Annotated in this window: 8 protein-coding genes and 1 pseudogene; 3 read left to right on the top strand and 6 right to left on the bottom strand. The window is 67.6% G+C overall.

From position 1 onward, the window contains the following. Positions 1 to 38 precede the first annotated feature (38 nt). From QE444_RS17675 to QE444_RS17700, 6 genes are all read right to left on the bottom strand, one after another. Positions 39 to 3,968 carry an enterobactin synthase subunit F gene (locus QE444_RS17675; protein ID WP_309740378.1) on the bottom strand — a complete coding sequence of 1,310 codons (3,930 nt, stop codon included), beginning with the start codon at positions 3,966 to 3,968 and terminating at the stop codon, positions 39 to 41. 20 nt (positions 3,969 to 3,988) lie between these two features. Continuing rightward, the gene (locus QE444_RS17680) at positions 3,989 to 4,195 is read right to left on the bottom strand and encodes an MbtH family NRPS accessory protein (protein WP_280306295.1); all 207 of its coding nucleotides are present in this window, start codon (positions 4,193 to 4,195) and stop codon (positions 3,989 to 3,991) included. Positions 4,196 to 4,217: 22 nt separating this feature from the next. Then, on the bottom strand, positions 4,218 to 5,468 hold the full coding sequence (gene fes, locus QE444_RS17685; protein WP_309740380.1) for an enterochelin esterase: 1,251 nt from the start codon (positions 5,466 to 5,468) through the stop codon (positions 4,218 to 4,220). 83 nt (positions 5,469 to 5,551) lie between these two features. Then, on the bottom strand, positions 5,552 to 7,741 hold the full coding sequence (locus tag QE444_RS17690) for a TonB-dependent siderophore receptor (protein WP_309740382.1): 2,190 nt from the start codon (positions 7,739 to 7,741) through the stop codon (positions 5,552 to 5,554). 289 nt (positions 7,742 to 8,030) lie between these two features. Beyond that, positions 8,031 to 8,294 carry a hypothetical protein gene (locus QE444_RS17695; RefSeq protein ID WP_309740385.1) on the bottom strand — a complete coding sequence of 88 codons (264 nt, stop codon included), beginning with the start codon at positions 8,292 to 8,294 and terminating at the stop codon, positions 8,031 to 8,033. A 313-nt stretch (positions 8,295 to 8,607) separates the two neighbouring features. After that, positions 8,608 to 8,889, bottom strand: coding sequence for a hypothetical protein (locus tag QE444_RS17700; protein WP_133861192.1), 282 nt, complete (start codon positions 8,887 to 8,889; stop codon positions 8,608 to 8,610). Positions 8,890 to 9,998: 1,109 nt separating this feature from the next. Here QE444_RS17700 and QE444_RS23665 point away from each other — a divergent pair. The 3 genes and pseudogenes from QE444_RS23665 to QE444_RS17710 all read left to right on the top strand — a co-directional run. Beyond that, positions 9,999 to 10,394: pseudogene (locus QE444_RS23665) on the top strand (HAMP domain-containing protein); the annotation flags it as partial. Positions 10,395 to 10,496: 102 nt separating this feature from the next. Then, a complete protein-coding gene (locus QE444_RS23670) occupies positions 10,497 to 11,252 on the top strand; it encodes a methyl-accepting chemotaxis protein (RefSeq protein ID WP_405046477.1) in 756 nt (251 codons plus the stop codon). 14 nt (positions 11,253 to 11,266) lie between these two features. Continuing rightward, positions 11,267 to 12,187: a substrate-binding domain-containing protein gene (locus tag QE444_RS17710; protein ID WP_309740389.1), complete on the top strand. Its 921-nt coding sequence runs from the start codon at positions 11,267 to 11,269 to the stop codon at positions 12,185 to 12,187. Positions 12,188 to 12,273: the final 86 nt, after the last annotated feature.

The following is a 12,273-nucleotide window of genomic DNA, read 5'->3' on the forward strand; positions in this document are numbered from 1 at the left end:
TGAGCGGGGAGTCGCCGTCGAGCCGAACCCGCGAGCCGTCATAGGGCCTTCAACGCCCGATTCAGCACCGGGCCGATCTGCGCCAGCTGGGCCGGGGCGATGATGTCGACGTGGGCGCAGTCCACCTCGTGGGCCTGCAGGCGGGTGATCCAGGGCGCCCAGGTGGCCTTGACGTCCATTCCCGCCGGCAGGGTGCGGCGGGCGACGAACATCAGCGCCTCGCCGTCGAAACGCGCGCTGCGCGCCGTGGCCAGCAGCCGCACCGAATCGGCGTAGTTGCCCTCGATGGTGGCGAACAGCTCCGCCCCCTCCCCCAGCGCCGGATCGGCCAGGCCCTGCTGGGCGGCGAGGAAGGCCTCGCGCTCGCGATTGACCTCGGCCAGCACTTCCGGGTCCAGTTCGCGCTGGCCTTTGCGCTCCTGCCAGTTCTGGGTTTCCGGCGGATAGGTGTCGAGCAGGCCGAGGAAGGCGACCTCTTCCCCTGCCGCCTGCAACCGCGCCGCCAGGCCCTGGGCCAGGGTGCCGCCCAGGGAATAGCCGAGCAGATGATAGGGGCCGTGCGGCTGTACCTCGCGCAGGGTGCGCAGATGGCGCTGGAGGACGGCTTCCAGATCGGCGCCCTGGGCCAGGGGACCGTCCGGACGCGGCGACTGAATACCGAGCAGCGACCAGCGCGGATCCAGGTGGCGCTGCAGCACGCTGAATTGCCAGGCGAAGCCCGAGGCCGGATGGAAGCAGAACAGCGTCGGGCCGTCGCCCGGGCGCAGCGGCAGCAGGGTCTCGAAGCCGGCCCGCGCTGCGCTGGCCGCGTCCTGCTCCAGCTGCCGCGCCAGGCGGGCAACACTGGAGGCCACCATGATCTGGCCGATGGATACCGGCCGCCCCAGGCGCCGGCGCAGGTTGGCCGCCAGGGTCATGGCCAGCAGCGAATGGCCACCCAGGGCAAAAAAGTCATCGTCCGCGCCGACAATGGCGCAGCCGAGCACCTCGGAAAAGGCTGCCGCCAGGTCGCTTTCCAGCCCCGGCGCCAGGGGACGGCTCGCGGCCCTGGCCACGCCCTGGGGCGCCGGCAGGGCCTTGCGATCCAGCTTGCCGGTGGCGCCCAGGGGCAAGGCCTCCAGCTCGACCAGCGCCACCGGCACCAGATGCGGCGGCAGGCTTTCGCCCAGCCGCGCCCGCAGGCGCTCCAGGTCCAGCGCGGCACCTGGCTGGGCGATCAGATAACCCACCAGCTGACGGGCATCGCCGCCGGTGGTAACGGCCGCCTCGCCCAGCACCCGGGCGTGGGTGACCGCCTGGGCCACGCCGGGCAGCGCCAACAGGGCATGATCGATTTCCGCCAGTTCGATGCGCTGCCCCCGGATCTTCACCTGATCGTCGCTGCGGCCCAGGTATTCGACGACGCCCTCCGGCAGCCAGCGCGCCACGTCGCCGGTGCGATACAGCCGCTCGCCCTGCCCGCCCGGTGCGGCGATGAAACGCGCCGCGGTCAGTTCGGGGCGACCCAGATAGCCATCGGCCAGCTGCACCCCGCTCAGATAGAGTTCTCCCGCCACACCCGGCGGGACCGGCCGCAGGCGTTCGTCGAGGACGTGCAGCCCGGTGTTCCACACCGGCTTGCCAATGGGCACGCTGCTGCCGGTGACGGCCGCCAGGGCGGCGCCGTGGGCCGGATGATAGGAGACGTCCACCGCGGCTTCGGTGGGGCCATAGAGGTTGTGCAGGGGCGCGCCGACGCGGCGCTCCCAGGTACGAGCCAGCTCGGTGGGCAGCGCCTCGCCGCTGCAGAACACCTGGCACAGGCTGGCGCAGCGGGCCACCGCGGCCGACTCGTCCAGGCTGGCGACGAAGGCCGCCAGCATCGAGGGCACGAAGTGCACCGTGGTCACCCGTTCGCGGGTGAACAATTCCTGCAGCGCCAGGGGATCGCGATGGGCCTCGGGCGGCGCCAGGTACAGCCGGGCGCCCACCAGCAGCGGCCAGAAGAATTCCCAGACCGACACATCGAAGCTGCTCGGCGTCTTCTGCAAGACCGTGTCGCCGGCGCCAATGGGATAGCTGTCCTGCATCCACAGCAGGCGATTGACGATGGCGGCATGGCCGACCATTACGCCCTTGGGGCGGCCGGTGGAGCCGGAGGTATAGAGCAGATAGGCCGGATCGCCTGGACGCGGTCCGGCGAACACCGGCTCGTGGTCCAGCTCCTCCAACGGCGCATCCAGAATCAGCACCCGATCCTCGCCCAGCCCCGGGAAGCGCTCGCGCTGGCTGGCATCGGTTACCAGCACCCGGGGTCGCGCGTCGTCGAGCATCAGCTGCAGGCGCTCGTCGGGATAGCCGCTGTCCAGCGGCAGGTAGGCGGCGCCCAGTTCGAGCGTCGCCAGCAGCGCCAGGGACAGGAACACCGAACGCGGCAGGGCCACCGCGACGATGTCGCCCCGCCCTACCCCGGCATGGCTCAGCCGCTGGGCCAGCGCCAGCACCTGCTGGCGCGTCTCCCGATAGCTGAAGGCAAGCTGCAGATCGGCCAGTGCCGGCGCAGCAGGGCTGCGCGCTGCCTGGTCGGCGAGCAGGGTCGCCAGGGTAGCCTCGGGCAGCGATTGTCTGGTGGCGTTGATCGCGGCCAGCCAATTCCGGTCCGCTGGCGCCAGCAGGTCCGCTGCGCCCAGGGCCAGACCGGGCTGCTCGGCGAACTGCCCGGCCAGCAGGCCGAACCGCTCCACGTGCCCCTGCAACAGATCGGCGGCGTAGCGCTCGGCGTTGCCCAGCAGCTTGATATCAAGGGCGCCGCTGGCCTCCAGGTAGAGGGCGATCTCCAGGTCGCGCACCGGCCCCGAGGCCAGTTCGTGGGTGACGCCCGGCACCCCGGCGAAATCCAGGGCGAAATCGAACAGCTTGAGGTTGATGACCGGTCCGGTCAGCGGCTCGGCATCGCCCGGACGGCCAAGATCGCGGGCGATCTGCTCGGCGTCGTAGCGCTGGTGACGGCGCACCTTCTTCAGCTCGGCGGCCAGCATGGCGGCGAGTTGCGGCAGCGTCTGGATCGAGTCGGTGCGCACGCCCAGGGGCAGAACGTTGAGCGTCGCGCCTCCGGATTTGAGCGCCACCGAACCCATGCGTCTCATGAAGATGAAGCCGGCGCTGAAGGCCGGCTGGCCACTGAGGCGCGCGAACCAGGTAGCGGCCAGGGCCACAGCCAGATCGGCCGGCGTCACGCCCTGGGCCCTGCCCTGCTCGGCCAGCCTGGTGAAGACCGCGGCAGGCACCCGGGCGCGGGCTTCCACCACGCGTGGGGTCGGCACCTGCCCTGCCAGACCACCCGGCGCCAGGGACGCCGCCGGCGGCAAGGCCGCGCCACGCTCGCGCCAGAAGGCTTTGTCGCGCTCGCGGACGGCCGACTGCTTATAGTCCTGATATTCGCGCACCACCTCGGCAAAGGACACGAACGGCGAGGCCTCGGTCGTCTCGCCCCGCACCATGGCGCTGTACAGGGCCGCTACCCGCTTGGCCAGGGCCGCGAAGCCATAGCCATCGATCAAGAGGTGGTGATAGCGCTGGTACCAGAACAGGTGATCGTCGCCCAGCTGGTAGATCCGGTTGAGCCACAGCGGACCGCCACTGGTGGCGCGCAGGTCACCGTCGAGATCGGCGCGGATGGCCGCGCGCGCTACGCCTTCCGGATCGGCTGCCCCACGCAGGTCCAGCCACTCGGGCGCAGGGATGGCCATGTCGCTGTCGATCCACTGCACCAGCTCGCCCTCGCGCTCGGCGAACCTCAGCCGCAGGCTGTCCAGTTCCCCCAGGCCCTGGACGATGGTCGCCACCAGCGCCTGGGCGTCGATCGGCCCGCGCAGCTCGACCAGGTGGGCCACGGCGAAGGCGTTGGCATGGGGCGACAGCTGATCGGCCAGCCAGATGCCGGGCTGGGCAGCGACCAGCGGCAGCTCGGGAAAGCGTGAACGGGGCATGGAAGACACAGGAACTCCAGTCAGGAAGGCAGGGAGGCGACCGGGCGGACATCGCGCCAGTGGCTGGCGAGCCAGTCGTCGCAGGCCAGGCGCGGCGCCGGCCCGAACACCGGTTCCCAACCGGTGGGCACGGCCATGGCCTCTGGCCAGAGGCTGCATTGGCCGCGGGCATTGCGCAGGATCAACAGCACCTGGGCGGGATCGTCGAAGGGATTGGGGGCGTCCATCGGAGCTCCTGGAAAAGGGGGATTAGCGAGGGGCGTCGGCGAGCAGGGTTTGCCAGAGGCGGACCAGACCGTCGAGCAGCCCGCCGCGCCACCAGAGGGCATCATGGCCCCCATCGATCTCGCGATAGTCGAGGTCGTGACCCTGCTCGCGCAGGCGTGGGACCAGGGCGCGGGAGGCTTCGAGGATGGCCGGCTCGCGCAACCCGGCCTCGATGAACAGCCGCAAGGAATGCGTGCTCCCCTGCCCGCTCGCCAGTGCCTCGAACAGCCGTCCCGGCGCACCGCGCTGCGGCCACCAGAAGGAACCGGACTGGCTCAGGGCGCAGCCGAAGCGCTCTGGCCAGTGCAGCGCGGCATAGAGCGCCGCCAGACCGCCGAAGCTCTGCCCGGCGACGACCGTCGAGGACGGTGACTGCGCATGAGGCGCCCAGTCGCGCACCTGCGGCAGCAGCTCTTCCTGCACCGCCAGCCAGAATTCGGGATTGCAGGGCAACTCGCTGCCACGCAGGGCGCGGTCGCTGTTGTCGATCAGCAGATAGACCGCCTCCGGCAGTTGCCCGGCAGCGGTTAGCTGCTGCAGCGGCGCGCCGATGGGCATCGTCTGCGCCCAGAACTGTCCATCCAGCAGGATGGCCAGCGGCCGCTCCAAAGGGTTGGTAGTACCGGTGGCAAAGACCCATACCGGGCGGCTGTTGCCGAGCCGTGCACTCTGCCACTCGTACTGTTGCAGACTCGGCCAGGCCGCTGGCGCCAGGCTGCGGTCGGCATCGAAGGCCGCCCAGGCCGGCTGCGCAGGCGCCTCCGGCAGGTGCACGCCCGACACCGCCAGCCCGCGCCCACCCTGCCAGGCACGCCGGGGGTTGAGCGGGTCGGCCTGGGCCAGGGGAAAGACGCTGCGCCACCAGAGGCGGATGCCCTGGAGATCGGGCTGGGCCTCGCCTTCGAAGGGCGCCGGCTCCGCGCTGGGGATCAGGCAATAGCTGCCGCGCCAGCCGCCCTCCAGCTCGGTCTCCCAGGCCCAGACATCGCTGCCTGGCAGGCGCCGCAGGCTCTGCGGCAGGCCCGGTTGATGATGGTCGGTGACCCCGGTGACATTGAGCCAGACCCGCTGAGTGCTGGAACGCTCGGCCAGCCCTTCGGGATCGCGCCAGACAAAGGTCAGGCGATAGCGCCCGGCCACAGTGGGTTCGATCAGCGGCGTGCCGCGGCAGGCCACGGCCTGCCACCAGGGCTCGCTGCCGACATCGTCCCGCTGGAAGAGTGAATCTTTCATCGCATCTCGGTACATCGTGGAAGAGATCGTCACGGCGTGCAGCGCCTTGGCCGACCTGAGCCCGACCCGGGTCGGCCTGAACCTCAGAAGTCGTAACGCGCGCCGACCATCACGCTGCGCGAGGGGCCCTGGAAGTTGAAGGTGGAAACCGAACCTACGCGCGACCAGTATTCCTTGTCGAGGAGGTTGTTCACGTCCAGGGTCGCGGTGAGCTGCTTGGTGACCGGATAGGAGAACTTGGCATCCACCGTGGCATAGCCGGGGGCGGACACGGTGACCCCGGAGGTCTGGTTGGTCTGGGAGAAATCGCTCATGGCGGTCACCCCGCCACCGATGCTCAGCCCGGTCAGCGGACCACCCGCCAGGGTGTATTTGGTCCACAGCGAGGCCATGTGCTTGGGCATGGCTTCGAACAGGGTGTTGCCATCACCGCTGAGGTTCTGGGTATCCATGTAGGTGTAGCCGGCGAGCATTTCCCACTGCTCGGTGAGCTTGCCGCTGACCTCGATCTCGGCCCCCTTCACCCGCGTCTTGCCGGACGCTTCGGAATAGGTGGTGATCGCAAGACCATTGGCATCGAAAGGCGTGGACGCGCGATTCTCGTCGGTCAGCTGGAAGATCGACAGGCGCGCATTCATGTCGCCATTGAAGTAGCTGCCCTTGATGCCGACTTCGTACTGGTCGCCCTCGCGAGGATCGATGGCCTTGCCCTGGGCATCCAGCTCGCTCTGCGGCTTGTACACCTTGGAATAACTGGCATAGAGGGAATGGTAGTCGTCCAGGTCGTAGACGGTACCCAGATAGGGGGTGACGAAACCGCTGTGCTTCTGGCTCTCCCCCGCCTCGGCACCGCTGGCCAGGGTGGTGGTGTAGGCATCGCCCCTGTACCAGGAAACACGGGCGCCACCGATCAGCGCCAGGCGTTCGATGGGTCGGAAGGTGACCTTGGAATAGAGGCCGAATTCGCGATCATCGCTGCTGAAGTCGGTCTGGTAGGCGCGCGCCGGCTTGGCAAAGCGGGTCGGCGAATAGCTGTTCACATTGACCGTACCCAGGACGCTGTTGCCGTTCTGGTAATCGGTGTCGTAGTGCTTGTAGTCGGTACCCACGACGAATTCGCTGACCTGACCCAGCGCCTCGAATGGCTGGCTGTAGCTGGCGTCGAGGGAATAGGCATCCTGCTCGAAGTCCCGGGTGCTGGCACGAATGCTGGTATTGCCGTTGGCCTGCACCGCCCCGCCGGTGAAGGCATAGAGGTAATCCGCCTCCCGGTGCGACGCCCGCGCGGCGATGCGCCCATAGCCGCCGTTATCGAACCTGTGGGTCAGCTCGAAGATGCCGTCGGTGGTCTTGCCGTCGAAGTAGTTCCAGTCCGCTCCCAGGAAGCGCGACTGGCTGAAGTCCAGCAGATTGCCCTGGGCGTCGGTGGGATAGCCGTTGTGCGGGGTGAGGTTCTTGACCTGATGGATCAGGCCGAAGGAGATCTGGGTGGCGTCGGACAGGTCGATGTCCAGGTCGCCGTAGTAGCTCTGGTCGGTGTTGGCGTTGTAGTCCACCTCGCCATTGGTGTCGGCGCGAGAGGCGACGAAGCGACCGCGGACATTCTTGCTTTCGGTGAGCGGACCGGCCAGGTCGATCTCCTGGTAATTGGTGTCCCAGGAGCCGTAGCGCCCGGTGATATGGCCCTGGAAGTCCTCGGTGCCGCGCTTGCGCACCATATTGACGATGCCGCCCAGCTCGCTGGTGCTGTTGAACAGCCCGGAGGGCCCGCGCATGATCTCGACCCGGTCGAAGGGCGAGAGGATGGGTACGGTGCCGAAGATGCTGGTCATGGGCGCCGGCAGGCCGTCGATGTTGTATTCGTCGTACTCGTAACCACGCGAATAGATGGAGGAACGCCCGCTGTCGTTGGTCAGCACCCGCAGGCCGGCGGTGGACTTGGCCAGCTCGTCCAGGGTGTTGAAGTTGCGGTCCTTGATGTAGTCGCTGGTGTAGGAGGTGATCGACTGGGGAATGTCACGCAGGGCGGCCGGCGTCTTGGTGCCCACGGTCGCCGAATCCACGGTATAGCCGCCGGTCTGTTCCGAGGGCGCCATGTCGTAGAGGCGGTTGCCTTCGATGGTCAGGGTGTCCAGTTCCGTGGCGTTCTGCTCGGCCACCGTGGCGGCCAGGGCCGTCAGCGGAAAGGGAATCAGCGCGCCGATCAGGAGCAGCTGACGGAGAGCCCCGCGGCGAAGGCGGACGGGCTGGCAGAGGGTTCCTTGGGTGTTCATGCTGATCCTTGTGACCGTGGCGTTGCAGCCGACGCCGTGCACTTGAAGGCTGCTCTTCGCGGGATCCCGCGAGGGCCAGCACTTTAAATGATAAAAACTCTCATTATCAAATGTTACGGTAAGCAATAGCTGTTCGCATCGCGAATGCCAGGCAGCCGTAATCCGCGCCCAGAGTTCAGGACGGCATCAGGAAGGAATGCAGAAAAGAGGCATCACCGGGCCGAAAAGGTCCGGTCACAGGATCGGGCTGATCCTGAACGGGCCGCGCAGTGCGAAGCCTGGCGGTGGTTTAGAGGCCGGAGACCGCCGGGGTCTTGGCTGCCACCTGGCCGATCACCGGACTGGGCAGCCGGCAGACGATTTCGCCGATGGCGTTCATTCGCGCCAGGCCACCGTCACCCTTGCAGGCATGAAAGTCGGCGAGGTGTTCCGAGGGCGAGTTGCGCAGGCCCTGATCGACAGCGATCACCAGCGCGATGACGCCCAGGCCCAGGGCGACGATTTCGAGCGTGCTGCGGGCACGATACCAGTGGATCGGTCGCGAAAGGCTCATGGCGGCTCCGGAGGCTGGACGAATGATGGCGAAGTGGCCCCTACTCTAATCGTCTTGGCCCGGATGTAAACAGCCGTTGCTCGCCTCGACGATGGCTGTCGTCGGCACGCCGAGGCCCGTTCCCCGCGCCGCCGATCAGAGCCTTGCCCTGGCCCTCGTCCTCCTGCTCTCCGGATGTTCCGCCAGCGAGAGCGTCACGCCCCGATTTCGCTGGACAGCAAAGAAGGCGCCAAGCCCTCTTGCGGCAGGCCTTGCCTCTCGCTTCGCCCCCTCGACGGCCGGTCCTGAACCGACCGCCGACCGGGGTCGAGACTCAGGGATTTTCCTTGCCGGGCGTCTTGATATAGCCGGGCACGGCGGAATCGGGAGGCGTGTTGCGCCCTTCGGTGGCCGCGGCTTCATTGGCCTGGGCCCGGTCTTCCTGCGCCTTGGCCTGCTCCTTGGAGGCGCGCTCGACCTTGCCTTCGGCCGCCTTCTCCTGGGCCTTCTGGCTATGGGTCTGAGCGTCCTGGGCGTGGTCTTCGGAGGTCTTGTCGCACGCCGTCAGGGTTGCGGCGGTAGCCAGTACGAGGGAGCACAGCAGAGCTTTGGACATCGGGTAATCCTGAGAAAAGAGACCTTTCAGGGACCTGGCGAAGCACGGATTGGTTTCTGGCCGAGCACTTCAGGATCGCAACCTGAGGTGTCCGTCGCACGGTGGCGCTATTCGAGTCCCCGACCCGTGCCTGGCCGTCAGGGGATGCAGCTGCCCGTCCAGCACGCGAAACGGCACGCCAGGCTCTGGCACGAGCGCTGGCGGGTGTCGACGACAGCTGATCGCCCGGCGCAGGCCGCACGTCTGCAGACCCTGCGGAAAGGTCAGGCGATAAGACTAGGCTGCGGGGATGTTGGCCATGGACAGGCATCGAGACGCACGCTGACACCTGCCGCCAATGGCCTCCTGCCTCTACACCGATAACAAAGCAGGGAACAACCATGACGCTTCTTCAACGGGTAGTCGGCGGCATCGCTCTTCTGGTGCTGCTGCTGGGTATCGTCGCCGTAAGCTTCACCAGTACCCAGTCCATCCATGAGCGGCTGGCGGTCATCACCGAGCAATCCGCGCCGCTCGGCCAGGCTGTCGGCGAAATCAACGTGCAGCTGCTGGGCGCCAACCAGACCCTGCTCAGCCTGCTGGCCGAGACCGATTCCGCGCCGATCGCCACGCACGAGCAGCAATTCCAGCAGCAGTTCGCCGACTACCTGCAGCTGCACCAGCGTTTGCCGGCGCTGTTGCGCGGCCACGACCCGCTGATCCAGGCGCTCGCTCAGGAGCAGAAGCTGGGCAACGCCTATGGCGACCAGGCAAAAATCCTCATCGACAGCTATCGCCAGCTGGTCGAGGTGCGCCGTGCCACCCGGACCCTGCAGGGCTATGCCACGCCGGAGGCCAATCGACTGTCCAGCTACCTGCAGGCCTACAGTGCGCAACAGAAGGCGGAAGGTGCCAGCGCGGCGGTTCGCGCCGCCCAGATGCTGCTGATCGAGACGGACAAGACCTATGCCGCCTTCGCCGCTCAGGCGGCCCGCCTGGATCTGCCAGGTCTGGCGGTGACGCTCAACCAGCAGCAGGATGTCATCACCGATCGGCTGCGCGCCCTGGCCGCCATCGACGAGCGCAGCGCGCGCATCGTGGGGGTGATGGTCACCCGTCTGCTGCACGAGATGACCGCGCCCGACGGCCTGCGCCAGGCCTATGAGCGACAGGCCGCGGCCGAGGCCCAGTTCGACGCCCAGCGCCAGCGCACCGGCACCGCCCTGCAGGCGACCCTGGATGCGCTGCGCACCCTCAGCGCCGGTGCCGTCGCCGTGGCGCAACAAGCCAAGAGCGATACCGATGCCAGCGTGGCCACCAGCCGCCAGGTCCTGGCCATCGTTGCCCTGCTGGCGATCTGCGCCGCCGTGATCATCGGCCTGTGGGTCGCCCGCGGCCTGCGGCGACCGCTGCAGGCGTTCCGCGACTCGCTGCGCCAGGTCACGGCCGGCGATCTGCGGGTCCAGTTCGATGTGCGTCGCAAGGACGAATTCAGCGAACTGGGCGGCTATCTCAACGAGTTGATCCGTTCGCTGCAGACCACGGTGCAGACCCTCACCCAGTCGGCCGACGACCTCCAGCATACCGCCCTGGCCAATGCCGACATCAGTGCCAGTACCACCCGCGCCGTGGAGGAGCAGACCGAGCGGCTCGGCTCCGCCGCCTCGGCGATGACCCAGATGGAAAGCACCGTGGCCGAGGTGGCTCAGCGCGCCATCGACACCAAGGATGCGGTCGACCACACCTTCGAACTGAGCACGGCGACCGGCACCACCGTCGCCGAGACCATCGACAGCATCCAGCGCCAGGCGCGGCAGATCCAGGTCGCTGCCCAGGCCACCGATGAATTGCAGGGCTATGGCCAGAGCATCGACGGCATCGTCGACGCCATCCGCAATATCGCCGAGCAGACCAATCTGCTCGCCCTCAACGCCGCCATCGAAGCCGCTCGCGCCGGTGAGCAGGGGCGCGGCTTCGCCGTGGTCGCCGACGAGGTACGTTCCCTCGCCAGTCGAACCCAGGCCTCCACCAGCGAGATCCAGCAACAGATCGAACAGATGCAGCAGAAGATCCATTCGGTGGTGGAAATCATGGGGGTGAGCCGTGCCCAGTCCGGGGAGTGCGTGCAACTCGCCTCCTCCGCCCGGGAAGCCCTGCAGAGCATGAGCCAGGCGGTCGGCACCATCCGCGAGATGAATACCCAGATCGCCGCCGCCACCGAAGAGCAGAGCGCCACCGTGCAGGAAACCAGCCGCATGATGGTGCAGATCAACGACGCCGCGCTCAGGGCTGCAGAAGGTGCCGACAGCGCCGCGCAGAGCAGCGAGGACCTCTCGCGCATGGCCAGCCGGCAGCGCGAGCTGCTGCAACGTTTCAGTGTCTGACCGGGGACCGACTCATGTTCAAGCCAAAGCTTCGCCTTCTCGCCGGTCTCTTGCTGGCCGCCACCTGCGCCAACCTGGCCCACGCCAGCGCCCAGCTGATCGGCGTCCTGACCTCCAAGCGCGACAATTTCCGCACCCTGCTGATCAACAATGTCGAGGAACGCGCCCATACCCTGGACGCCGACGTCTTCCTGGAAAACGCCAACAGTGACAGCGCCCTGCAGCTGCGCCAGTACCGCAACCTGATCGCGGCCCATGTCGATGCGGTCATCGTCAATCTGATCGACGACAGCCATACCCAGGAGATGCTGTCGCTGGCGATGAGCAGCAAGGTGCCGCTGGTGTTCATCAACTATCGCCCCAGCGTCTCTCCCCTGCCCGCCTATGCCGGCTTCGTCGGCTCGGACGAGGTGGAGGCCGCGACGATGCAGATGGAGGAGCTGGCTCGCCGTGCCGGCTACAAGGGCAAGGTGGCCATCCTGATGGGCGAACCGGCCCACCCGGCGACCAAGCTGCGCACCGAAAGCGTCGAGAAGGTCGTCGCCAAGTACCCCGACATGCAGGTGGTGGTGAAGGCCTCGGCCAACTGGCAGCGCAGTGAGGCGACCGAACGCGTTCTGCAGTGGGTCGACAAGGGCGTGGCCTTCGATATCGTCGCCGCCAACAACGACGAGATGGCCATCGGCGCGATCCGCGGTCTGGAAAAGGCCGGCAAGCCGCTTTCGAAATACCTGGTGGGCGGCATCGACGGCACCCCCGACGGGCTGCAGGAGATGCGCGAGGGCAAGCTGGCGGTCAGCGTGCTGCAGGACGCCAAGGGCCAGGGCCAGGGCGCGGTGGACATGGCCCTGCGGCTGGCCAACGGCTCCACCAGCAGCAATCTCACCCGGGTCCCCTTCCAGCTGATCACGCCGGACAATCTGGCGTCCTTCTAGCCCTCACGGCAGGAGGCTGTCCGTTTCCGGCAGCCTCCTGCGCGGGCCAGGCGCCCTGCCCTTTCGGACAGCCGGGACGCCTTTCC

Source organism: Pseudomonas sp. SORGH_AS_0199 (assembly GCF_031453735.1).
In the GTDB taxonomy this organism is placed as follows: Bacteria; Pseudomonadota; Gammaproteobacteria; order Pseudomonadales; family Pseudomonadaceae; genus Chryseomonas; species Chryseomonas aestiva.